We start from the raw sequence: 24,338 nt of genomic DNA, 5'->3' as shown, positions 1-24,338 counted from the left end.
GTATTTATAGTACCGTATAGAATATTACATAAATTTTTAAAGGAAGGGTGGCTGCCGCATGGCTAATGTATTAATGATCGGTTTCCCCGGTGAAGGGCATATTAATCCCTCTATCGGTGTGATGAAGGAGCTGAAATCCCGGGGAGAAAACATTACGTACTACGCAGTGAAGGAATATAAAGAAAAAATCACTGCCCTTGATATAGAGTTTCGTGAGTATCATGATTTCAGGGGAGATTACTTCGGGAAAAACGCAACCGGCGATGAAGAAAGAGATTTCACAGAAATGCTCTGCGCTTTTTTGAAAGCCTGTAAGGATATCGCGACTCATATTTATGAGGAAGTCAAACATGAATCGTATGATTACGTCATATATGATCACCATCTTCTCGCGGGTAAAGTCATTGCCAACATGCTGAAGCTGCCAAGATTTTCATTGTGTACAACCTTTGCGATGAATGAGGAATTTGCGAAGGAAATGATGGGAGCGTACATGAAAGGATCACTTGAAGATTCGCCTCATTATGAAACATACCAGCAGCTTGCAGAAACGTTAAATGCTGATTTTCAAGCAGAGATCAAGAAGCCATTTGATGTTTTTTTAGCTGATGGTGACTTGACAATCGTCTTTACATCAAGGGGATTTCAGCCACTGGCTGAGCGATTTGGCGAGCGATATGTATTTGTCGGTCCTTCCATTACAGAAAGAGCCGGAAACAATGAATTCCCATTTGATCAGATTGACAATGAAAACGTGCTGTTTATTTCAATGGGAACCATTTTTAATAATCAAAAGCAGTTTTTTAATCAATGCCTTGAAGTGTGTAAGGACTTTGACGGTAAAGTTGTGCTCTCCATCGGCAAGCATATTAAAACAAGTGAGTTAAACGACATTCCGGAGAATTTCATTGTACGCCCGTATGTCCCTCAGCTTGAGATCTTGAAAAGAGCCAGCTTATTTGTGACCCACGGCGGAATGAACAGTACAAGTGAAGGTTTGTATTTTGAAACCCCGCTCGTTGTCATTCCGATGGGAGGCGACCAATTTGTTGTCGCAGATCAGGTGGAGAAAGTCGGTGCAGGAAAAGTGTTAAAAAAAGAAGAATTATCTGAAAGCCTTCTGAAAGAGACGATACAAGAAGTTATGAATAATCGTTCGTATGCTGAAAAGGCAAAAGAAATTGGACAATCACTGAAAGCGGCAGGCGGCTCTAAAAAAGCGGCCGATAGCATTCTTGAAGCTGTAAAACAAAAAACTCAATCAGCAAATGCATAGTGTAAAAGCCTGTTCTTATCGAAAGAACAGGCTTTTTGCCATTTCATAAGAATGCAGAGGAAGGGATTTGACACGCCGATAGAGAATTGATTAGAAAAATAGACAAGAAAGGAGGAGAAACTGCTTCGTTCATCAATAGAAAACCATCATTTTTACCCTCGCTTAAATAGTTCCTTAGACTTTCGAAAAACATATCCTCCTTATGTAAAATGTGAGGTGTTTATTTAAAGGTTAAAAGGTCGAATGATGCTGAAAATGCTGCCAAATGTTTGAAAAGGGTTTAACTTGCTGAAAAATTGACGATAAAACAGTTGTGTGCCATTTTTGGAAACAAAATACTAGCTGTTTTTGCAAAAAAAACAGTTTAGGAGGTTGAATGAATGAAAAAGAAGATTGTAGCCGGTTTGGCTGTTTCTGCAGTTGTTGGGTCGTCGATGGCCGCAGCACCCGCGGAAGCAAAAACGATAAAAGTAAAAAGCGGTGACTCTCTTTGGAAACTTTCCCGCCAGTATGATACGACAATATCAGCTCTGAAATCCGAAAACAAATTGAAATCAACGGTGCTTTATGTCGGACAAAGCCTTAAGGTTCCTGAAAGCAGCAAAAAAAGCACGACATCCCCATCTAACTCAAGCAAAACATCAACATACACAGTTGCATATGGTGATTCCCTATGGATGATTGCTAAAAATCATAAAATGAGTGTTTCTGAGCTTAAAAGCTTAAACAGCCTGAGCAGTGACCTGATTCGTCCGGGGCAAAAACTTAAGATCAAAGGGACAAGCAGTTCAAGCGGATCAAATGGATCAAAGAAAAACAGCGGTTCCAATTCTTCAGGTTCTTCAAAAAGTACATATACGGTTAAGCTTGGTGACTCACTGTGGAAAATCGCAAACAGCTTAAATATGACTGTAGCTGAATTAAAAACCTTAAATGGCTTAACATCAGATACACTTTATCCTAAACAAGTGCTCAAAATAAAAGGAAGCAGTTCACCTAAGAACGGAAACAGCGGTTCCAAAAAGCCGTCAAACTCCAATCCCTCAAAAACAACGACGTACAAGGTAAAAGCAGGCGATTCGCTGTGGAAAATTGCAAATCGGCTCGGAGTCACTGTCCAAAGCATCCGTGATAAAAACAATTTATCATCGGATGTGCTGCAAATCGGGCAGGTTCTGACTATTTCGGGAGCATCAAAATCTAATCCTTCAAATCCGACAAAGCCAACAAAGCCAAAAGATAACTCAGGGTCAAACATTCAAATAGGTTCGAAGATTGACAGAATGATAACGGAAGCGAAAAAATATGTCGGAGTGCCTTACCGATGGGGCGGAAACACGCCTGCCGGTTTTGATTGCAGCGGCTTCATTTATTACCTCATTAATAATGTATCATCTATATCAAGATTGAGTACGGCAGGATATTGGAATGTCATGCAGAAAGTCAGCCAGCCGTCAGTAGGAGACTTTGTCTTCTTTACCACATATAAATCCGGCCCGTCTCACATGGGGATTTATCTAGGCGGCGGTGATTTTATTCATGCAAGCTCATCGGGCGTCGACATTTCCAATCTCAGCAATTCGTATTGGAAACAGCGGTACTTGGGCGCAAGAAGTTATTTTTAAAAATGAGTATGACAAAAAGCCTTTTATAGGCTTTTTTGTTTATACCAGACAATGATTGACCACACTGTTAGAAAAAACAAGGGGGAGACAGTATGTACCGTCTCTTGCTGTTGATGATGCTGACGGCACTGGGAGTTGCCGGATGCGGACAAAAAAAACCTCCAGACCCTCCTAACCGGGTGCCGGAAAAAAAAGTGGTTGAAACGTCAGCGTTTGGTCATCATGTCCAACTGGTCAATCGTGAAGGGAAAGCAGTCGGTTTTATAGAGATCAAAGAATCAGGTGATGAAGGCCTCGATATTCATATTTCCGCAAACAGCCTACGTCCAGGTGCTTCTCTCGGTTTTCATATTTATGAGAAAGGTTCTTGTGTCAGGCCGGATTTTGAATCAGCGGGCGGTCCCTTTAATCCACTGAACAAAGAACACGGCTTCAACAATCCGATGGGGCATCATGCCGGAGATCTGCCGAACCTTGAAGTCGGTGCTGATGGAAAGGTAGATGTCATTATGAATGCGCCTGACACTTCACTGAAAAAAGGAAGTAAACTAAATATTCTCGATGAGGACGGAAGTGCATTTATTATTCATGAACAAGCCGACGATTATCTGACAAACCCAAGCGGCAATTCCGGTGCGCGTATTGTCTGCGGAGCCCTTTTGGGAAATAACGAGAAGCAGTAATATCATCCAAGCCCTTTTGTATTGAGCATACAGGGGCTTTTTTAGTATACTCGTTAATGGAATATGAATAGGAAAGGGAATCTGTCTATGACAACTCAACTACAGCACTTAACATTGCCGGAAGATATAAAACAAAAGCTTTTATCATATAAAGAGCAGCCTATTTCCCCAGAGTTTCAATCGCTTATAGGAACATCAGGCTATGAGGCGGAGGATGAAGCCATTTTATTTGACGCCATTATTGCATTAGCCATGGGGAAAAATGTCCTGCTGAAAGGGCCTACAGGTTCAGGAAAAACAAAGCTGGCAGAAACATTGTCCAGCTATTTTCATAAACCGATGCACAGCGTCAACTGTTCAGTCGACTTGGACGCTGAGGCATTGGTCGGTTATAAAACGATTGAAAATCAATCTGGCCAGGCGACAATCGAGTTTGTTTCAGGACCTGTTACAAAGGCAATGAAGGAAGGCCATTTTCTTTATATAGATGAAATCAATATGGCGAAGCCGGAAACACTGCCTATTTTAAACGGTGTATTAGATTACAGAAAAATGATGACAAATCCGTTTACAGGCGAGGTCATACGGGCTAAAAGCGGTTTCGGAGTCATTGCAGCCATCAATGAAGGCTATGTCGGAACTGTTCCTCTGAATGAAGCGTTGAAAAACCGTTTTGTCATCATTGATGTGCCTTATATTAAAGGCGAGCTGCTGAAACAAGTGCTCATGTCTCAGTCAGCCTTGAAAGACGAGAAATTGATTGACAGATTTATCACGCTTTCCTCTGACTTGATCGTTCAGGCCAATAACGGACAGGTGTCTGAAGAAGCGGCATCCATCAGAGCTTTAATCGATACATGTGATTTAGCTGCTTATATTCCGCCGCGTCGTGCCATTGAGCGGGGAATTGTAGAAAAGCTTGATGATGATCGGGAAAAAGCGGCCGTCCGAAATATTGCAGAAACTCTGTTTGAATGAGGGGGCTGCGATGAAATTTATCAAATTTAACGACAGCACGATTGATTCATTTTTATTTATGATGCTGACTGATTTGGCCAAAACACTCACCAAGAGTGAAGCGGTAGAAGTGGAGTATGGCGTTCAGTCCTATTACAATCCATTTGAAAAGAAAATCTATATGAGCCACTTTTGGAAAGACAGGGCAGCTGAGGACATGGAAGCGGGTCTGAAAAGCGACGTCTACCTGCGTTCAGTCGGAACAAGATATAGCTCGCTGCATGAGTATTCGAACTTTTTGAATGATATCCATCGCCATCTTACGTTTAAAAGTTTTGCCAAGCAGCTCTTTATGCTGCTTGAAGACATTAGAATCGAAGAATGCATCAAACGTGAGCGCCCGGGTACGAAACAAGTATTTGCGAAGCGAAAAGACATGTACAGAAAACATTTCTCAACTCAGCTGACCTTAAATTTGGAACGAAGCATTTTTACCGATGCGCTCTTTTGCGCGATCTATGTCAAGCTCACAGCGGAATCGCCGCTTGAGACCCTTCCGTCCATGCGTGAAGATATCGATCTGATGCGCCCGTTTATTGAGCAGCAGCTCTTGCGTGTGTATGAAGCAGATTCGACACGGCAGGTTCTGAAAATTGTTGAGGACCTCATGGATGGGCTTGAAGAGGTGCTCGATAAAGACATGTTGAACACCTACTTCTTTTTGCCTGAGCTTGACTACGCAAAAGCTGCAGAACAGCCGTTATTTGAAGAAGAGAAAAAAGCGCCGAAGCTGAGTGATGACATCACGCTTCCAAAACAATCAGACGGTGATGAGGATATCCATGAAGAAGAAATGCCGACATGGCACCGGGAAACAGAAGCACCGTCTAAAAGCTTCCTTCAATTTGATATTGAACACGGCGCAAAATCAGATTTAGGAAAAGATGCTTCAAGGGAAGGCGACGATGGAGATCAGGCCCTTGGCTCTGTTCAAGGATCAGCCAGACAAACGAAACGGAAAGACTATTCCAAGTTGGAAGCGCTGGAGTCCCAAAAAGACCAGCCGAACGGAGCGGGTATGGCTGACGGCAAAGAAAATAAATATGCATTTCCAATTTATAAAGAACCGCAGCCGGCAACCAGTGAAGAAGAGCTTTCTTATAAACAGCAGGCAAAAACGATTGAATCGTATCAAAAGCGTTTGAAACAAATGATTCAAAAAACGCTGGAGCATAAAAAAACATTGCCGAGAACAGACCTTCATGCCGGGAGACTGAACAATAAGCTTCTTCGTTACTTCACTGAGCGAAATCCGCGCCTATTCTACAAAAAGCAAGAACCGTCTTCAGAAATTGACGCAGTTTTTACATTGCTGGTCGATTGTTCCGCCAGCATGTTCGACAAAATGGACGAAACAAAACGAGGAATCGTGCTGTTTCACGAAGCGTTGAAATCGGTAGCGGTTCCGCATCAGATTGTCGGTTTCTGGGAGGACACAAATGATGCGACCGAAACAAGCCAGCCAAACTATTTCAATACGGTTATTCCCTTCCAATCATCATTAAGACAAGAATCTGGACCGGCGATTATGCAGCTTGAGCCAGAGGAAGATAACCGTGACGGGTACGCAATTAGGCAGATGACGAAAAAAATGCTGCACCGCAGCGAGGCGCAAAAGTTCTTAATTGTTTTCTCAGATGGAGAGCCGGCCGCATTTGGCTACGAACAAAATGGGATCGTCGATACAAGTGAGGCGGTTATCGAAGCCCGAAAAAGAGGAATAGAAGTGATAAATGTTTTTCTCTCCAACTCAGAAATAGAAGAATCGCAAATGAAGACGATCCAGGATATGTACGGAAAATTCAGTATATTTGTCCCGGATGTTGATCAGCTACCGGATGTTTTGTATCCGCTGCTGAAAAAACTGCTTCATAAAAGCATAGGATAGCCCTTAATCCTATGCTTTTTGGCGTTTGTTTTTTCGAATGATTAAATTTTTTGTTTTTTATAAAGGTTTTTTACTATTTTGTGAACAATCAAGGTAGAATCAAATTGCAAACAGTGGTAAAATATCGTTGGAAGCGTTTTTATTACATAATTTTGGACACAGCGTTCGAAAGTTATTTCAAGATAGTGAATCAATCACTTGATTATTTAAGTTGGGGGTAATATTCAAATGTTTCAAAATAGTATGAAACAACGAATGAATTGGGAAGATTTTTACGGTCCGAACCTCGGCTATGCGCTGGAGCTTTACGATCAGTATACCCAGGATCCGAACAGCATTGACCCGGATTTGAAGGAAATGTTCGACGAGCTCGGTGCTCCGCCAAGCGATATAAAAGAGGCCTCGGGAACAAAAGAAAAGGGACGTGTTACAGCCGATCTGATTCAAAAGATCGCATCAGCAGTCAGACTTGCAGAAGATATCCGAACCTATGGCCATTTGAACGCTTCCGTCAATCCGCTCAGAAAGGATGAGAAAAAGAGCGAACTTTTTCCATTATCCGATTACGGGCTAACAGAAGAGGAAATAAAAGCAATACCTGCGTCAGTCATCTGCAAAGACGCTCCTAAAAACATTACGAACGGTTTAGAAGCCATTCAGTATTTACGAAATACGTATAAAAGAACCATCTCATTTGAATTTGACCATGTGCATGACTTCAAAGAGCGCGAATGGCTGACAAGAAAGATTGAATCTGGCGAGCTGTTCCAGAAGAACTCAGCTGAAAAGCTGTCGGCTGTGCTGGAAAGACTGACTGAAGTAGAGGGCTTCGAGCAGTTTTTGCACCGCACATTCGTCGGGCAGAAGCGCTTTTCCATTGAGGGTCTGGACGCTCTTGTTCCAGTGCTTGATGACATTATTGCACAATCTGTCAAATCAGGCACGACAAGCGTCAACATCGGGATGGCGCACAGGGGACGCCTGAATGTCTTGGCACATGTGCTCGGCAAACCGTATGAAATCATCTTCTCTGAATTCCAGCATGCGCCGAACAAAGATCTTGTCCCGTCTGAGGGATCAATTGGAATCAGCTACGGATGGACAGGGGATGTCAAATACCATTTGGGGGCGAATCGGGAGCTTCAAGACGCTGAAACAAAATCAGCGCGCATTACGTTAGCGAACAACCCGAGCCACTTGGAATTTATCAATCCGATTGTTGAAGGCAGCACAAGAGCGGCACAGGAAACGCGAACACAAAGCGGATACCCGGTACAAGATGAAACAAAATCGCTGGCCATTTTAATCCATGGAGACGCTGCATTCCCTGGGGAAGGAATTGTAGCTGAAACATTGAATTTAAGCTCTTTAAAAGGGTATCAAGTAGGCGGTGCGATTCATATTATCGCCAATAACATGATCGGATTCACAACAGAAAGCGCTGAATCCAGATCGACAAAATATGCCAGTGACCTGGCCAAGGGTTATGAAATTCCGATTGTTCACGTGAATGCGGACGATCCTGAAGCTTGTCTTTCAGCAGTTAAGTTTGCGGTCGAATACCGAAAAACATTCAACAAGGATTTTCTGATTGATTTGATCGGGTACAGACGCTATGGACACAACGAAATGGATGAACCGTCAACCACTCAGCCAATGCTGTATGACGCTGTCAGAAAGCATCCGACCGTCAAACAAATTTTCGCTGAAAAGCTGGTAAAAGAAGGCGTGCTTACCGAGGAAGTTGTTCAAAACATCGAAAAATCGGTAACGAAGCGCATTGAGGATGCATATCAGAAAGTTCCGTCTAAAAAGGAACACACTGCTTGTGAAATTGAACTTCCAGAGCCTGTATCAAACGGTTTCCCAGATGTGGACACTTCGATTGATTTTGATGTGCTCCGCAAGCTGAATGGCGAATTGATCAACTGGCCGGAGTCATTTAATGTTTTCGGCAAGCTAAAGCGCATTTTAGAAAGACGCGCCAAGGCGTTCGATGATGACAGAAAAGTGGAATGGTCTTTGGCAGAATCACTCGCGTTTGCTTCAATTTTGAAAGACGGAACACCGATTCGTTTAACAGGACAGGATTCCGAGCGCGGAACGTTCGCCCAAAGAAACCTTGTGCTTCATGACAGTGAGACGGGCAAAGAATTTGTGCCGCTTCATCACTTATCTGACTGCAGCACATCATTTGCTGTTCATAACAGCCCGCTGTCTGAAGGATCGGTTCTCGGTTTTGAATACGGCTATAACGTGCATTCACCGGAAACGCTTGTTTTGTGGGAAGCACAGTACGGAGATTTTGCCAACGCTGCTCAAGTGTATTTTGACCAATTTATTTCTGCCGGACGCGCGAAATGGGGCCAAAAATCCGGATTAGTCATGCTGCTCCCGCACGGTTACGAGGGACAGGGGCCTGAGCACTCAAGCGGAAGAATCGAGCGATTCCTGCAGCTTGCAGCGGAAAACAACTGGACGGTTGCCAACCTGACAAGCGCGGCACAGTATTTCCATATTTTAAGAAGGCAGGCTAAAATGCTGCTTCGTGAAGAAATCAGACCGCTTGTCATTATGACGCCGAAGAGCCTTCTTCGCAACCCAAATACGGTGTCGGAAGTGCAGGAGCTCAGCGAAAGCCGCTTCCAGCCTGTTTATGAACAGTCGGGACTTTCTCATGACTATGAAAAAGTAACCAGACTTGTATTATCCAGCGGTAAAGTGTCTATAGACATTAGCGATCATTTTAATAAGTTAGAAGACGGTAAAGAGTGGCTTCACATTGCGAGAATCGAACAGCTGTATCCATTCCCGGCAAAAGGAGTCAAAGAATTATTTACAAAACTTCCGAACCTGAAAGAAATCGTTTGGGTGCAGGAAGAGCCGCAGAACATGGGGGCTTGGGGTTATATCAGCCCGTATTTGACAGAGATTGCACCAGAGGGAGTAAGCGTTCAATATATTGGACGAAGAAGACGATCCAGCCCTGCAGAGGGAGATCCGACAGTTCATAAAAAAGAACAGGAACGTATTGTATCTGATAGCTTGACTCGCAAAAACTAAGGGGGAAATGAAAAAATGGCGGAAATTAAGGTACCTGAATTAGCAGAATCAATCTCAGAAGGAACAATAGCCCAATGGTTAAAGCAGCCTGGTGACTATGTAGAACAGGGTGAATATCTGCTTGAACTAGAAACGGATAAAGTGAATGTTGAATTGACAGCAGAAGAATCGGGTGTACTTCAAGAGGTATTGAAAGATTCGGGTGATACCGTCCAGGTCGGAGAAATTATCGGTACGATTTCAGAAGGCGCGGGTGAAAGTTCTGCCCCTGCTCCTACAGAGAAAGCAGAAAGCAAGGAAAGCATAAAAGAAGAGAAACAGGCTGAACCAGCTGCACAAGAGGTGAGCGAGGAAGCACAATCTGAAGCAAAATCAAGAACGATTGCTTCTCCGTCGGCCCGTAAGCTGGCGAGAGAAAAAGGAATTGACCTGTCTCAAGTTCCAACTGGAGATCCGCTTGGAAGAGTGCGCAAGCAGGATGTCGAAGCGTACGAAAAACCGGCATCAAAACCGGCTCCTCAGCAAAAGCAGCAGCCTCAGGCTCAAAAAGCACAGCAAAGCTTTGACAAACCTGTTGAAGTGCAAAAAATGTCACGCCGCAGACAAACGATTGCAAAACGCCTTGTAGAGGTACAGCAAACATCAGCGATGCTGACCACATTTAATGAAGTGGACATGACGGCTGTCATGAATCTCAGAAAACGCCGCAAAGATCAATTCTTTGAGCAAAATGAAGTGAAGCTCGGCTTTATGTCTTTCTTCACGAAAGCGGTCGTGGCTGCATTGAAAAAATATCCGCTGTTGAATGCAGAAATTCAAGGCGATGAGTTGATCGTTAAAAAATTCTACGATATCGGAATCGCTGTTGCTGCTGATGAAGGCCTTGTCGTTCCGGTTGTGCGGGATGCGGATCGCCTGACATTTGCAGGAATCGAAAAAGAGATCGGCGAGCTTGCGAAAAAAGCAAGAAACAATAAATTAACCCTTAGCGAGCTTCAGGGAGGCTCCTTCACGATTACAAACGGAGGGACTTTCGGTTCATTGATGTCAACTCCAATTTTAAACAGCCCGCAAGTCGGTATACTGGGCATGCATAAGATTCAGCTGCGTCCTGTAGCCATTGATGAAGAGCGTTTCGAAAACCGTCCGATGATGTATATCGCTTTATCTTATGATCACCGAATTGTAGACGGTAAAGAAGCGGTTGGTTTCCTCGTGACAATCAAAAATTTACTGGAAGATCCTGAACAGCTTTTATTAGAAGGATAATAAAAAGGGTACATCACGATAAAGTGATGTACCTTTTTTGATGCATATTTAAAGTGATGGATTTCTGCTTTTGGATCCAGCTTGTTTCTTTTTTACTTTTTTTGACCAATATGTTGCAAGCATAGAACCTGAAAGGTTATGCCACACACTGAATATTGCGCTTGGTACGGCAGATAGCGGTGAGAAGTGAGCCGTGGCAAGTGCAGCCCCAAGCCCGGAGTTTTGCATGCCGACTTCGATTGCAATCGCTTTTTGAGACGGGTAATCCATTTTTAAAAGCTTTGCACAAAGAAACCCAAGTAAATAACCGATACCGTTATGCAGGATAACAACTGAAAAAATGAGCAACCCCGATTGAAGCAGATTTTCCTGATTGCCGCTGACGACAGCTGAGACAATCGCAACGATGCCAATGACAGAAACAAGCGGAAGGGCATGTACGGCTTTTGCCACTTGTTTTCTGAAAAACATTTTGACAATCAAACCTGCAATGATCGGAAATAAAACCGCCTGTAAGATTGAGATAAACAAAGACCCCGGTGAGACAGGAAGCCATTCTTTGGCAAACAGCATAATCAACAACGGTGTTATAACTGGTGCCAATAAGGTAGAAATTGTCGTAACCGCAACAGAAAGGGCAGTATTTCCTTTTGCTAAGAATGTCATAACATTAGATGCAGTTCCCCCGGGACAGCAGCCGACAAGAATAACTCCAACTGCGATTTCAGCTGGAAGATGAAGCCCAAATGCGAGGCCGAAAGCAACGAGCGGCATGATCGTATACTGAGCTATTACTCCAATAATAACTTGCCAAGGCTTTCTGACTAGCTCTTTGAAATCATCGGCTTGCAGTGTAAGGCCCATCCCAAACATGATAATGCCGAGAAAAATCGTAATATAAGAACTGATCCACGTAAATAAAGATGGGAAAGAAAATCCCAGCACTGCAAAAACAATGACCCATATGCCAAAGGTTTGTCCTGCAAAATGACTTATTTTTCTAATGATGTCCATAAAAACACTCCTAACACACTTATCAAGAACTTCAGCAGAAATTCTTACAAATTTCATAACATTCTCTTATTATAAATAATTTTCTGAATAATTCAATATTAGTTTTTGGCAGATGTCTATAGATATATGATGTAAACTAATCAAAATGTTCTTGACTATATAGGAAGATATTCTTACAATGAACCTTTATAATGGTTAGATCAAATAGGAGTGATACGGTGAAGGAAGCAAATCAATGGTCTTCGAAGCTCGGCTTTATTTTAGCCGCGGCAGGATCAGCTATCGGGCTTGGTGCGATATGGAAATTCCCATATGTTGCCGGAACCAGCGGAGGAGGCGCATTTTTACTTATTTTTATTTTATTTACGGTTTTAATCGGACTGCCTTTATTGTTAGGTGAATTCATCATAGGCAGAAGAACACAGAAAGATGCCGTTCAGTCCTATAAAACACTTGCTCCAGGAACGAAGTGGCATTGGATCGGTTATTTAGGCATGGTGACATGCTTTATTCTTCTATCTTTCTACAGTGTCGTCGGCGGATGGATTTTAATTTATATTATAAAAGGCTTCACTGGCGGTTTATCGCAAACATCTGGTTTTGATACGATATTTGCAAGTACCATTTCAAATCCTTATTTGGCTGTAGGAGGCCAACTGCTCTTTATGGTGGTAACAATTTTAGTTGTTGCAAAAGGGGTAAGCAGCGGAATTGAAAAAGCAAGCCAAGTATTAATGCCGGCGCTTTTTCTATTATTCATCATTTTAATGGTGCGTTCGGTTACACTTGATGGCGCGATGGAAGGAATCAAATTTTTCCTGATGCCTGATTTAACTGCAATTAATGCCAATACCATTTTATATGCAATGGGACAATCCTTTTTCTTATTAAGTGTCGGTGTATCTGTCATGGTAACGTATAGCGCTTATTTAGAGAAGCAGGAAAATCTGGTACAGTCCGCTGTATCTGTAACTGTTATGAACATGCTTGTTGCTGTAATGGCCGGAATTGCGATTTTTCCAGCTGTCTTTTCATTCGGCCTCAAACCAGACCAAGGCCCGGTTCTGTTATTTAACGTGCTGCCGACTGTGTTTAATCAAATGCCGTTCGGAATTATCTTTTTATTAGCATTTTTACTTCTATTTTTATTTGCTGCATTGACATCTGCTTTTTCAATGCTGGAAATTTTGGTCGCAGTACTTTCGAAAGGCGATGTCAATAAGAGAAAACGATTCGCTTGGTTAGGCGGAATTGCGATTTTTATTGTCGGTGTGCCGTCTGCATTATCATACGGTGTCTTAAGTGACGTCACTATATTTCATCTGTCTATTTTTGATGCGGCCGACTATCTTGTGAGCAATATTTTAATGCCGTTAGGTGCGTTACTGATTTCGATTTTTGTTCCGCTAAAAATACCGAAACAGGATTTGTTTGACGAGCTGAAAAGCGGTTCCAATCTCAAACGAAAGTGGTTTGCGGTTTGGCTGCTGCTCATTAGATATCTATCTCCTGTTGCCATCATCATCGTGTTTTTGCATGTGGTAGGGATTTTTTAAAACACGAAGCCCCCGGGGAAAGGGGGCTTTTTTTAATAGAGCTTCCAAACGACTTCTTTTGCCTGCTCAAAACGTTTTTCTGCCTCGCGCCAATCCACGACATTCCACCAGTGGTCGACATAGCTGGCCCGGTCATTTTTGTATTGCAAATAGTAGGCATGCTCCCATACGTCAAGCGGTAAAAGGGGGATCACATCCCATTGGCTGAAGAGCTGGTGTTTTTCTGCCGTTAAAATCTCCAGCCGTCCTGATCGAGGTGCCCAGACCAGAATGGCCCAGCCGACGCCTTCCACTTTTTTAGCGGCTTGGGTAAAATGTTCTTTAAAAGCGGAATAGCTTCCAAATGAAAGGTCTATCATTTGGAACAATGCCCCTGTAGGACGCCGTTTTCCGTTTGGATGCATAGAAAACCAAAAAATACTATGCAAATAATGGCCTGCTCCATGGAACGCAAGCTCTCTTTCCCAATGAGTGATTAAGTCATAATTCTTTGTTGTTCTCGCTTTTTTAAGCTCTGATTCTGCTTTGTTCAGGCCATCGACATAGCTTTGATGATGTTTTGTATGGTGAAGGACCATAATATCGCGTGAAATATAAGGTTCTAAGGCGGAGTATTTGTAAGGAAGCTTTGGCAGCACGTGTTTCCCTATAGGAACATAAGCGCGTCTTTCACTTGTATCATCTGATTCTGTAATATCCCGATAAAGGGCAGCGGCCTGTTTATACCAATCTTCTTCTGTTGTTTGGTCATCTTCCAGAGCCTCAATCATCTTGTCGATTTGATCTTCAAACTGGTCAAGCTGACCTCGCTTTTGAATCTGATCTTTCAGGGCTTCACACCAATTGAACATCTCCGTTTGATAAGATTCACGTTTCATTTGCTGTCTCCTTTTCAATAGAATCTAAATACTTCCCGACAGCCAGCAAAGAGAATACATATGGATAACTGTGATAGCGAATATAAAATTGCTTCGGCAATCCGATCCCTGCTGGATACGCGAGGCTATCGGCGCTATGCGAACTGCTGTCGGTAAGGTATTGCATGCCTTTCACAACTGACGGGTGTTCGGAATTTTCATATGTGAGCAAAGCGTCTAAAGCCCAGGCCGTTTGTACAATGGTTCCTCTATGAAGCGGTACATATGTTTTGATTTCGGCGCTTTTGCAGGATTCTCCCCAGCTTCCCTCATCATTTTGTATGGATTTGAGCCAACGCAGAGCCTTTTGTATACCGGGATGCTTTCGGTCAACCCCGCATGCATGCATACCAGTAAGAGCAGCCCAAGTGCCGTAAATGTAGCAAACACCCCATCTGCCGTACCATGACCCATTTTGTTCCTGATGTTCGAAAAGCCACTTCACTGCGCGTTGAATATGTTGATGTTTTTCTGTGAAGCCAACTTTCTCGCCTAAAAAGTGCAGTACACGTCCGGTGAGGTCGGCGGTTGAAGGGTCAACTGCAGCGTCCTCGGCGGATTCAATCGGCAGAAGGCGGATCAGTGGATGGTTCACATTTTTTTCAAAAGCAGAAAATCCGCCGTCATTGTTTTGCATTGATAAAAGCCAAGATACCCCTCGCTCCCATGCTGCAGGAGAATGATTGCGGGGAATTGCCTTTAAAACGGCTGCTGTGTCGTCACAGTCAGGGTTATTTGTATTAATGTTTGAAAACCCCCAGCCGCCAGAAACTGAATTAGGATTTTTGACAGACCAATCTGCTATTTTGGTATGCTGGCGTTCTAGCAAAAAGTCGGCTGCTTTTGTAACAGAGCCATCCGTTTCGGTCACACCATTTTTTTGAAGGGCATAGCTGATTAGAGCTGTATCCCAAACAGTTGAAGTAGAGTTTTCCAGATAAGGAATCCCGTTGCATTTAGTCACCAGTGATTTAATGCCGGTAATCGCCCTCCTGATAACAGGAGAGTAGCGTGACACACCAAGTGACAGAAGGCTGTAAACCATAAATATGGTTGCGCTCGCATAGCTGTATAATGTTCCGTCTTTTTCAATCCGGTCCAGCATATACGTTTTAGCTGTCTGTAGGCCCAGCTGCTGAAAAGCAAATGGTGCATGAAAAACGCGTTTCCAATGTGACAAAATAGACGTGAGATCTCTTTCTTCGAAAGCATCAGACCGAAGCCAAGTGAAAGGATTTTTTGTCATATGCGGATCGAGATGGTGAAGAGATGAAATATTGCGGTTAATAAGGACAAATCGCTGATTGAGTGTTACAGCCATAGGAGCAAAATGAATACGGGCATATGAGCTGAACTGATAGAAATGAATCGGCAATGTTGGGGGGAGCGCCATGAGTGATAATGGTAAATACAAAGCAGGCCAAGGATAAAGCCCGTTCGCGGCAAGCATCCATTTTGTCATAAAATGAACATGTCTCAAACCGCCATGTGAGATGATAAATTGTTCAGCTTTCTTCATGTGCGGCTCAGATCTGTGAAAACATCCTGAAGCCAGCATCCCAACATAACCTTGGACGGTAGCCGTTAGATTTCCGCGCGTTTCATCGGGATAGTTGATAAATGTGCCGTCTGGCTGCTGTTTTGCATGAATGCCGGCTGCAAGGGATGATATCAGTTCTTTTTCATTTTCGCCTTCATCTAGTGAGGTAAGGAGCAAAATAAAAAAGGAATTTGTCATGATTGGTCCTTCAAAGCAAAATGTCCATGAACCATCAGCATTTTGCCTGTCTCTTAACTCCGTAATGGTTTTCTTTTGAAAACGCCTCACTTTCTCCTGAAGTGTGCCCATCACGCTCAACTCCTTCAGAAGCATATATATTCAGCGTCTTTTACTGCCATTACAGAAAGAAAAAAACTGCTGGCAGGCAGCAGTTTTTTAAACATACATGTTAGTCTTCAAGGTTTATCCATACACTTTTGACTTCTGTGTAATTATCCAAGGCATATGATCCCATTTCTCGTCCGAGTCCTGACTGTTTATAACCGCCAAATGGAGACGCCGCGTCAAACACATTATAGCAGTTCACCCAAACGGTTCCGGCTTGAAGTCGGTCCGCGATATAGTGTGCCTGCTTGACGTTCTCTGTCCATAGTCCGGCCGCAAGCCCATATTCTGAATGGTTTGCCCGTTCAATAACTTCATCGACTGTTTCGTACGGAATTGCAGTCAGCACGGGTCCGAAAATTTCTTCTTTTGCAATGGTCATTTCGTCTTCAACATTCGCAAACACAGTCGGTGCGACAAAATATCCTGCTTCAAAAGGACAGCTTCCGCCGGTCACTGCTTTTGCTCCTTCATCTTTTCCTTTTTGAATATAAGAAAGAACGCGCTCATGCTGTTCCTTGCTTACGAGAGGCCCGATTTGAGTATCTTTATGAAGTCCCGCTCCTTGGCGGAGTGACTCAGCATAGGACGCCATTTCATCAACAACTTCATCATATTGGTCTTTATGAATGAAGACACGTGAGCCCGCACAGCAGACTTGGCCCTGGTTAAACATCACACCGTTTAAAGCGCCCGGGATGGCTTTTTTCAAATTCGCATCCGGCAGAAGAATATTAGGCGATTTTCCGCCCAGCTCCAATGTAACACGCTTAATGCTTTTCGCTGCGGTGGACATGATTTTCTTTCCGATTTCAGTGGAACCGGTAAAGGCAATTTTATCAACCGCTTTGTGGTTCGTCAGCGCTTCTCCCGCATCTTCACCGAATCCTGGGATGATGTTGATTACACCGGCAGGGAAACCGGCCTGGTCAATTAATTCTGCCAAATAAAGAGCTGAAAGCGGTGTTTGTTCAGCCGGTTTGAGGACGATTGTACAGCCTGTTGCAAGTGCCGCGCCCATTTTCCACATCGCCATCAGGAGCGGGAAATTCCATGGAATGATCTGGCCGACGACACCGACAGGCTCATGACGCGTATAATTAAAATAAGCGCCGGAAACCGGAATCGTCTGTCCTGTTATTTTTGTACACCAGCCGGCGTAATAGCGCATATGCTCAATAGCCAGCGGAATATCTCCATTAGTCGTTTCATTGATCGGTTTCCCATTATCAAGTGTTTCAAGCTGAGCAAGCTCAGTTTTATGCTCTTCCATTAAGTCTGCCAGCTTATACATCAGTCTGCTTCTCGAAGCTGGAGACATTGTTCTCCATTCACCTTGGTCAAAGGCTTTCCGGGCAGCTTTAACCGCTTTGTCCACATCCGCAGCCTGGGCTTCATACAGCGTCATCAAGGTTTCGCCGGTCGCCGGGTTTGGAGTGTCAAAGGTTGCCCCTGAGGCACTCGGAACAAACTTTCCGTCAATATAAAGCTTCTTTGTTCCCTGTAAAAATGTCTCCAGCCTTTTCGTCACTTGCATCGTTAAAGAACTCATCCGTAACAAACCTCCAGTCATTTTTTATGGTCTGTTCTGAGATTCTTGGTGATAGCACATTGATTCATGGATTGAATAGCAGAAATAAGCTGTGATAGTTGCTTCAAACGTAAGCGTATACAAACATTCTATAATAGAAATCAAGGCAAAATCAATGAATAACCGATATTGCAATTTACAAAAGAAAAAAGCTACAATAAGCTTATAGATAAGAAAAGGAGATTTCATCATGATTCATAAAAATTGGCTTGAAAAAGAAACAATTAAAAAAGTAAAGTGTGTGCAGACAAACGCAAAAAAATATATCGTAAACCGCGTTTTAACGCCGGGAAAAGAATATGAAGTAAAAAATGAAACAGAGGAGTTTCTCTTTGTGGTCGACAATACGAATAAAGTCGGCGGCTATTATAAAGAATACTTCGAAGAGATGTAATGCTTCCTTGAAGCATCAGACAGATTTTGTTAAAACATCGATACATAATCCGCAGCTCAGCTGCGGTTTTTTTGTGGTTAAAACAGGAAATATAAAACAAAATTAAAAAAATCATTAAAAACCACTTTTTTATAAAAACATTGCTGAATATTGAAACTTTTTTCTCTATATGTGCGTATTACTTGATGACAACAGCTTAAAAGCCAAAAAACAAATCAAAAATTTGAAAAATGTAATCTGTTCGTAATGGTTTAAATGTCTTCTATGTCGTATTCTTATATAGGGATAAAGGACTTATTTTTATGTAGTGAATGATAAAACAAATAGATAAATGCAGAAAGAGGGGTTCTTCATTGGGTATTTTTTCTGTTAGCAGATCAACGGACGCAAAGAAGCTTGAGGCTTTGCTCGTTGAAGGGGAAAGAATAGAATCGATTTATAAGCTCCGAGTGGACCAAATTTGCTTTACAAATAAGCGGATCATTTTCTTTGACAATAAAATGTTTTCCAAAAAGAAGGTTCGTGTATTTCTTCCATATAAAACAATTGAAAGCTTTGCCATCCAAGAAGCGGGAATGTTTGATCCGGACACTGGGCTTTTATTGATGACAAGAAGCAAAACGTTCGAATTAGAATTTGCGAAAGACACCGATTTAAGCGAGGTTCAGGCGGTGCTGACAAAGCATTTGTGCAGCTGAATATTTGATGAGCCAGCCGTTCAAAAAATGGTTAGGCTTTTTTTTATATAAAAACAAGAACAGGGCATGTGCGCCCTGTTCTTATTACACCACACTGTTTTTCGCTGAGTTCGAATCAACAAGATCTGCATCTAATACATTTGAAATCGGTACGACAAGAGGAGTAAAGTCGCCATTTTCTTCTCCAAACCCTTGATTTATTTTAGCTGATAAAAAGTAATCGACCTGCTGATACGGACCGAGTGTTAAAGAGGAACCACGGTCCATCGTATTGATTTTAAATCCGCCGACATTCACGACGGAGGGAGAAAAGAACATCTCATCACTTCCTTTTGATTGAGGAGTTAACCGCTTCACTTTCAAAAGAGGCCGGAGAATCAATTTGGTCTCTGTCATCCACATGGCTTCTCGTGCCCATAAATCCGCTCGCATCTCCAAAATTCTGTCCGTAGCCTTGATTTTTTTTATCTGAATTTTGCCATTCTGCCAATAAATTTTGTCCTACGTTAACCGCTGAAGCATTTTCAAAGGAATTAATTTTCAGCATGAAAATATTAATATTGATATACGGAGTTGGTTGAACCACAGGCAAACCTCCTTTCTATAGTTGTATGCTGGCGGTTATAAAGTATGTTAAGACAGGGGGCTTCAAATGGATTTCGAAAAGATGAAGCAGTGGATGGAATTCGCACAGCAGATGTACGGCGGTGACTTTTGGAAACAGGTATTTGATGAAGACCAAAAAACCCCTTTTATGACAAATGGCCAATCTCCGTTTCCGTTTGCGCAGCAAGATCAGCGAGGGAAAGGAGATGCTTCATTTCCGAGCATGGATATTGTAGATACTGTTGCGGAAGTGCAGTTTTTAATTTATCTTCCAGGCTACCGTAAACAAGACGTTCACATATTATCGTACGGAGATTATTTAGTGGTGAAGGGGCAGCGCTTTTCCTATTTTAATGAACAGGACTTTCGCCAAAAAGAAGGGAAATACGGAAGTTTTGAAAAGAAAATTCCGCTTTCCGATCATCTTCATGGAAAGATGAATGCCATTTTTAAAGACGGAATCCTATACATCACTATTCAAAAAGACGAAGGTCAAGCGAAAACCATTGTTATTGATGATTGATTTTCATACTGAGTGCATCTGCCCCATCACGGTCATCAATTGATTCAATCGGAATGACCATGACAATAACATCTGCATTTTGTTCCCCAAAACCGTTATTTCTTTTGATAGCAGAGCACCTGTTCCTTAACTCCGCAGAACCAAAGGTAAGGGATGAGCCGGTGCCTATCGAGTTAGTCTTGAGATGAGAAATATTGATGTTAGTCGGAAGCATGAAAACCTCTCCTTTCTATGGGATATACCTCATTATATATGTAGACGAAAGAGGAGTATGCAAAGGGTCGTGATGTCATGAAAAAAATGTTCCGGTCGCTGATCAGGCATTGCTTGAAACCAGAACTTGACAAACTGCGTGAATGTGAAGAAAGACTCTCAGTGATTGAGAAACAAAAACAAAGCAGCAAACAGGAGTCTGAAGAAACCTATATACATATTGAAACGCTGAATGTCGAAAAAATTGACTATCATCTTGAATTCGGCGAGCTGACCATTGATGAACTGAGCGGCAGATTAAATATAGGCGCAACCTATTATATACCGCCAGAAGAGAAGGACAAAAAGTGCCAACGAAAATCCGAAGCACCATCGACGCCAGCGGTCACGATCCGTTCAAAAAGGCAGTAGCTCATCTTTCCATCGATGTTCCCATGTTTGACAGAAGGCAAAACGGGAAACAGGATAGAAAGGAGAGGATATACATGGCACTGACAAAAGAACAAACACAGCATCTCTATCATAAATTGCTCGATATGCAAAAAGAATTGTCTGGCGAGAAAAAAGAAACAGAATCAATGACGGAAGAAGTGGGGGAGCTTTCCAATGGGGTTGACAACCATATGGCAGACCACGGGACGCTCGTCACAGACCGGATGACAGACCAAACAGTGAGAGAGATTGACCGGGAGCTGTTAGAGGAGGTCAACCGTGCATTACAAAAGATGAAAGACGGAACTTACGGCGTGTGTGAAAAAACCGGCCAAGAGATTCCTTACGAAAGACTTGAAGCTGTTCCTTATGCAAGAATGACAGTTGAGGCCCAAGCTGATGTGGAGGGTGATCTGGAGACAGATGCTCCTTCTTATGAAAGAGAGTTTCATGAACAGGTAAAAGATTTATCCAACAAAGAAACAATTGATCAAAAAAGCTCGCAGACGTATGAAATCTTGGATCGTGAACAAGATTCGAAGTAAAAATGGCAAGCAAGTACACCGATATTAGATGTACTTGCTTTTTTTTGAAAAAAAATCTCATATTCAAAATAAAGTGATTGACTTTGCGTAAAAAAGAAAGTAACATACTATTTGTAAGTAAATATAAAAAGTTTACCGGGAGGAATACAAATGTCTACAGTTTTATTTGTAAAATCAAGCGACCGTACAGCTGAAGAAGGCGTTTCAACTAAACTTTACGAAGCTTTCTTAGCTGCTTATAAAGAAAACAACCCTAATGATGAAGTGGTTGAATTAGATCTTCATAAGGAAAACCTTCCTTACCTTGGCAGAGATATGATTAACGGAACATTTAAAGCAGGTCAAGGAATGGAAATGACAGAAGATGAGAAAAAACAAGCAGCAATTGCTGACAAATATCTGAACCAGTTTGTAAAAGCTGACAAAGTTGTTTTCGCATTCCCGCTTTGGAACTTCACAGTGCCAGCAGTGCTTCATACTTATGTTGATTATCTGTCTCGCGCAGGCGTTACATTCAAATACACACAAGAAGGACCAGTCGGTTTAATGGGCGGCAAAAAAGTTGCGCTTCTTAACGCTCGCGGCGGTGTCTACTCAGAAGGACCAATGGCTGCACTTGAAATGTCATTAAACTTCATGAAAACAGTTCTTGGTTTCTGGGGTGTTCAAGACTTGCACACAGTTGTCATCGAAGGACATAATGCAGCACCTGATCAAGCGCAAGAAATCGTTGAAAAAGGTTTACAAGAAGCAAAAGATCTTGCTGCAAAATTCTAATAAAGCCAAGACTCCTATCGTTACAAATAGGAGTCTTTTTGTATATACACATTAATATAGAAGAAAATAATTATTCGCTTTTAGCGAAAAAGGCTGTTTTTTTTATTGTAATATATTTTTTGTTTGTCGAATTGTCAGGTATTTTGGAGAAAAAACAGTTTTATTCACTGGAAAAAGTTTTTCTAAACAATTGTTCTGACCTCTTGATTAAAACCGCCTGATGGTGTACTATATTAAAGAAGCTACTTTGTGCGTATTGTTAATTAAGTTTTAACCTTTAAGCTGTAATAGGGAGTTTTATATCGAAGCCGGAATGTCATGCCTCCATTGCAGAGGACGACAGGAACGTTTCTGCAAACACCCACTTTGAGGAGTGGTGGTTTAAAACTTTCTTACTTGCATACGGCAAGACGTAGCGAAAGCCATTTCCTTTTCGGAAATGGCTTTTTATTTTATCTAAAAAGGTTTGGTATAGTGAATATTCCATTTTTGTGTGAAAGAAATGAAGGCCGCTTTTTTATGATATGATGGGAGAAATTCAAGGAAAAGCGAGGTTTACACGTTATGTTACATAGAGCCCAATCCCTTCTGGCTCATTATTTTGGTTATGAGAAGTTTCGGAGCGGCCAAGATGAAGCGATCCGCTTGGTGACGGAAGCGAGGCAAAATACGGCCTGCATTATGCCGACGGGAGGCGGCAAATCGATTTGCTATCAAATTCCGGCATTAATGTTTGAAGGGACGACGATCGTCATTTCACCGTTGATTTCCTTGATGAAGGATCAAGTTGATGCGTTAGAAGAAGCGGGAATTAACGCCGCCTACATTAACAGCACACAATCCAATCAGGAAATATATGAGAGGCTGAACGGACTCAAAGAAGGGGCTTATAAGCTTTTTTACATTACACCAGAGCGACTAACGTCCACAGAGTTTATCCGGATTTTGCAGGGTATAGTTGTTCCTTTGGTCGCAATAGACGAGGCGCACTGTATTTCTCAATGGGGCCATGATTTTAGGCCAAGCTACAGGAATATTGAAATCTTGTTCCGTGAATTACACGACAAGCCTGTCATCATGGCGTTAACAGCAACAGCCACACCCGAGGTTCATGATGATATTTGCAAACAGCTGCATATTCAAAAAGAGAACACGGTATATACCGGATTTTCCCGAGAGAATTTAACCTTTAAAGTAGTAAAAGGAGAAAATAAAGATCGGTTTATAGACGAATATGTGCAAAACAACAGGCATGAAGCAGGAATTGTCTATACAGCGACCAGAAAAGAAGCTGATCGGATATATGAGAGATTGAAACGAAATCAGGTCAGGGCAGGCCGGTATCATGGAGGTTTGGCTGATGATGAGAGAAAAGAGCAGCAGGAAAGGTTTCTTAATGATGAGCTTCAAGTGATGGTGGCAACCTCTGCTTTTGGAATGGGTATTGATAAATCAAATATTAGATTTGTTCTGCATGCACAAATTCCGAAAGATATGGAAAGCTATTATCAAGAGGCAGGACGAGCTGGACGGGACGGTCTTGCCAGTGAATGTGTTCTCCTGTTTTCACCGCAGGATATTATGGTGCAGCGCTTCTTAATTGAGCAATCAGAACATGAAGAGAAACAAAAGCAGGATTTAAAAAAGCTGAGACAAATGGTCGACTACTGTCATACGGAAGATTGTCTGCAGCGTTTTATCCTTATGTATTTCGGAGAAAAGGAGCCTGATGCGTGCGGACAGTGCGGAAACTGTACCGATACAAGAGCGGCCCATGACGTGACGCGGGAGGCGCAAATGGTCTTATCTTGTATCATTCGCATGAAAGAACGGTTTGGCAAGACGATGGTTGCCCAGGTGCTTGCCGGCTCCAAAAATAAAAAAGTTCTTGAAAACGGCTTTTCCGACCTTTCAACATACGGGATATTAAAACACCAATCCGTTGGCGAAATCAGTGATTTTATCGAATTTCTTATTTCTGACGACTTCATCAGGATGTCAGACGGAACATTTCCGACTCTTTTTGTCAGCAGTAAAGGAAGGAATGTGCTGAAAGGAGAATTATCAGTAGCGAGAAAAGAAGCGTTAAAAGCGGCAGCGATTACTGAAAATGACGAGCTATTTGAACGATTGCGCATGGTTCGGAAAGAAATTGCGGCTGAGCAGGGTGTTCCGCCATTTGTTGTTTTCTCTGACCAAACGTTAAAAGAAATGTCAGGAAAACAGCCCGTAAATGATGATGAACTTTTGTCTATAAAAGGAGTCGGAGAACAAAAAAGAGCAAAATACGGCCGGCTTTTTTTACAAGAAATACAAGCTTATGCAAGGATGACAGACTAAAAAAACAGAAAAACAATCTTTTTTTC

The 24,338-nt window shown here is 42.4% G+C and carries 22 protein-coding genes and 1 other RNA gene; 16 read left to right on the top strand and 7 right to left on the bottom strand.

Annotated elements, in window-relative coordinates; all coding sequences use genetic code 11:
* The first annotated feature begins 58 nt into the window (after nucleotides 1–58).
* The 7 genes from MHH79_RS10515 (at nucleotide 59) to odhB (ending at nucleotide 10,821) form a co-directional block, all read left to right on the top strand.
* Entirely contained in the window at nucleotides 59–1,276 is a 1,218-nt protein-coding gene (locus MHH79_RS10515) for a macrolide family glycosyltransferase (RefSeq protein ID WP_327844575.1), read from the top strand.
* Between the two features lie 380 nt (nucleotides 1,277–1,656).
* Nucleotides 1,657–2,901, top strand: a complete 1,245-nt coding sequence (cwlS, locus tag MHH79_RS10510) for a D-gamma-glutamyl-meso-diaminopimelic acid endopeptidase CwlS (RefSeq protein WP_004399265.1) — start codon at nucleotides 1,657–1,659, stop codon at nucleotides 2,899–2,901.
* 92 nt (nucleotides 2,902–2,993) lie between these two features.
* Nucleotides 2,994–3,584: a superoxide dismutase family protein gene (locus MHH79_RS10505; RefSeq protein ID WP_100506379.1), complete on the top strand. Its 591-nt coding sequence runs from the start codon at nucleotides 2,994–2,996 to the stop codon at nucleotides 3,582–3,584.
* A gap of 63 nt (nucleotides 3,585–3,647) precedes the next feature.
* Nucleotides 3,648–4,562, top strand: a complete 915-nt coding sequence (locus tag MHH79_RS10500) for a MoxR family ATPase (RefSeq protein WP_100506380.1) — start codon at nucleotides 3,648–3,650, stop codon at nucleotides 4,560–4,562.
* Nucleotides 4,563–4,572: 10 nt separating this feature from the next.
* On the top strand, nucleotides 4,573–6,489 hold the full coding sequence (locus tag MHH79_RS10495) for a nitric oxide reductase activation protein NorD (protein ID WP_015483338.1): 1,917 nt from the start codon (nucleotides 4,573–4,575) through the stop codon (nucleotides 6,487–6,489).
* A gap of 228 nt (nucleotides 6,490–6,717) precedes the next feature.
* Entirely contained in the window at nucleotides 6,718–9,552 is a 2,835-nt protein-coding gene (gene sucA, locus MHH79_RS10490) for a 2-oxoglutarate dehydrogenase E1 component (protein ID WP_340034338.1), read from the top strand.
* A gap of 15 nt (nucleotides 9,553–9,567) precedes the next feature.
* Nucleotides 9,568–10,821, top strand: coding sequence for a 2-oxoglutarate dehydrogenase complex dihydrolipoyllysine-residue succinyltransferase (gene odhB, locus MHH79_RS10485; RefSeq protein WP_015383870.1), 1,254 nt, complete (start codon nucleotides 9,568–9,570; stop codon nucleotides 10,819–10,821).
* Nucleotides 10,822–10,869: 48 nt separating this feature from the next.
* On the opposite strand, the gene MHH79_RS10480 is transcribed toward odhB, so the two are convergent.
* A complete protein-coding gene (locus MHH79_RS10480) occupies nucleotides 10,870–11,835 on the bottom strand; it encodes a bile acid:sodium symporter family protein (RefSeq protein WP_340034337.1) in 966 nt (321 codons plus the stop codon).
* A gap of 218 nt (nucleotides 11,836–12,053) precedes the next feature.
* Between MHH79_RS10480 and MHH79_RS10475 the strand changes: the two genes are divergently transcribed.
* Nucleotides 12,054–13,391, top strand: a complete 1,338-nt coding sequence (locus tag MHH79_RS10475; protein WP_015383868.1) for a sodium-dependent transporter — start codon at nucleotides 12,054–12,056, stop codon at nucleotides 13,389–13,391.
* Between the two features lie 32 nt (nucleotides 13,392–13,423).
* Here the strand turns inward: MHH79_RS10475 and MHH79_RS10470 are convergent, their stop codons facing one another.
* The 3 genes from MHH79_RS10470 to dhaS form a co-directional block, all read right to left on the bottom strand.
* Nucleotides 13,424–14,269: a superoxide dismutase gene (locus tag MHH79_RS10470; RefSeq protein ID WP_063335168.1), complete on the bottom strand. Its 846-nt coding sequence runs from the start codon at nucleotides 14,267–14,269 to the stop codon at nucleotides 13,424–13,426.
* Nucleotides 14,259–16,157: a sporulenol synthase gene (sqhC, locus tag MHH79_RS10465; protein ID WP_181219366.1), complete on the bottom strand. Its 1,899-nt coding sequence runs from the start codon at nucleotides 16,155–16,157 to the stop codon at nucleotides 14,259–14,261. Before sqhC ends, MHH79_RS10470 begins: the two co-directional genes overlap by 11 nt.
* Before the next feature lie 100 nt (nucleotides 16,158–16,257).
* A complete protein-coding gene (gene dhaS / locus MHH79_RS10460) occupies nucleotides 16,258–17,745 on the bottom strand; it encodes an aldehyde dehydrogenase DhaS (protein ID WP_100506383.1) in 1,488 nt (495 codons plus the stop codon).
* A gap of 229 nt (nucleotides 17,746–17,974) precedes the next feature.
* Between dhaS and MHH79_RS10455 the strand changes: the two genes are divergently transcribed.
* On the top strand, nucleotides 17,975–18,178 hold the full coding sequence (locus MHH79_RS10455; protein ID WP_003231245.1) for a DUF6501 family protein: 204 nt from the start codon (nucleotides 17,975–17,977) through the stop codon (nucleotides 18,176–18,178).
* A 353-nt stretch (nucleotides 18,179–18,531) separates the two neighbouring features.
* Nucleotides 18,532–18,876 carry a PH domain-containing protein gene (locus MHH79_RS10450; RefSeq protein WP_003220141.1) on the top strand — a complete coding sequence of 115 codons (345 nt, stop codon included), beginning with the start codon at nucleotides 18,532–18,534 and terminating at the stop codon, nucleotides 18,874–18,876.
* A gap of 84 nt (nucleotides 18,877–18,960) precedes the next feature.
* Here the strand turns inward: MHH79_RS10450 and MHH79_RS10445 are convergent, their stop codons facing one another.
* Nucleotides 18,961–19,194, bottom strand: a complete 234-nt coding sequence (locus MHH79_RS10445) for a hypothetical protein (protein ID WP_003231251.1) — start codon at nucleotides 19,192–19,194, stop codon at nucleotides 18,961–18,963.
* A 4-nt stretch (nucleotides 19,195–19,198) separates the two neighbouring features.
* Nucleotides 19,199–19,462, bottom strand: coding sequence for a hypothetical protein (locus MHH79_RS10440; RefSeq protein ID WP_004399338.1), 264 nt, complete (start codon nucleotides 19,460–19,462; stop codon nucleotides 19,199–19,201).
* A gap of 66 nt (nucleotides 19,463–19,528) precedes the next feature.
* Here MHH79_RS10440 and yocM point away from each other — a divergent pair, with 66 nt between their 5' ends.
* A complete protein-coding gene (yocM, locus tag MHH79_RS10435; RefSeq protein ID WP_003231255.1) occupies nucleotides 19,529–20,005 on the top strand; it encodes a salt stress-responsive protein YocM in 477 nt (158 codons plus the stop codon).
* Here yocM and MHH79_RS10430 read toward each other — a convergent pair.
* Entirely contained in the window at nucleotides 19,992–20,219 is a 228-nt protein-coding gene (locus tag MHH79_RS10430; RefSeq protein ID WP_015383862.1) for a hypothetical protein, read from the bottom strand. The two genes, yocM and MHH79_RS10430, sit on opposite strands and share 14 nt — an antisense overlap.
* 77 nt (nucleotides 20,220–20,296) lie before the next feature.
* On the opposite strand from MHH79_RS10430, the gene MHH79_RS10425 reads away from it, so the two are divergent.
* The 5 genes from MHH79_RS10425 to recQ all read left to right on the top strand — a co-directional run bounded on the left by MHH79_RS10425 (nucleotide 20,297) and on the right by recQ (nucleotide 24,312).
* Nucleotides 20,297–20,629: a hypothetical protein gene (locus MHH79_RS10425; RefSeq protein ID WP_015383861.1), complete on the top strand. Its 333-nt coding sequence runs from the start codon at nucleotides 20,297–20,299 to the stop codon at nucleotides 20,627–20,629.
* A gap of 74 nt (nucleotides 20,630–20,703) precedes the next feature.
* Nucleotides 20,704–21,195, top strand: a complete 492-nt coding sequence (locus tag MHH79_RS10420; RefSeq protein WP_340034329.1) for a TraR/DksA family transcriptional regulator — start codon at nucleotides 20,704–20,706, stop codon at nucleotides 21,193–21,195.
* A gap of 150 nt (nucleotides 21,196–21,345) precedes the next feature.
* Nucleotides 21,346–21,972 (top strand): FMN-dependent NADH-azoreductase AzoJ, encoded by a 627-nt coding sequence (gene azoJ, locus MHH79_RS10415; RefSeq protein ID WP_003231260.1) that lies wholly within the window; start codon nucleotides 21,346–21,348, stop codon nucleotides 21,970–21,972.
* A 236-nt stretch (nucleotides 21,973–22,208) separates the two neighbouring features.
* Nucleotides 22,209–22,395: non-coding RNA, 6S RNA (gene ssrS / locus MHH79_RS10410), on the top strand.
* A 141-nt stretch (nucleotides 22,396–22,536) separates the two neighbouring features.
* The gene (gene recQ / locus MHH79_RS10405; protein ID WP_340034326.1) at nucleotides 22,537–24,312 is read left to right on the top strand and encodes a DNA helicase RecQ; all 1,776 of its coding nucleotides are present in this window, start codon (nucleotides 22,537–22,539) and stop codon (nucleotides 24,310–24,312) included.
* Nucleotides 24,313–24,338: the final 26 nt, after the last annotated feature.

The organism is Bacillus sp. FSL K6-0993, assembly GCF_037977205.1.
In the GTDB taxonomy this organism is placed as follows: domain Bacteria; phylum Bacillota; class Bacilli; order Bacillales; family Bacillaceae; genus Bacillus; species Bacillus subtilis.
Note: the sequence above shows the minus strand (reverse complement) of the source record. Positions and strands in the feature narration are given on the sequence as shown.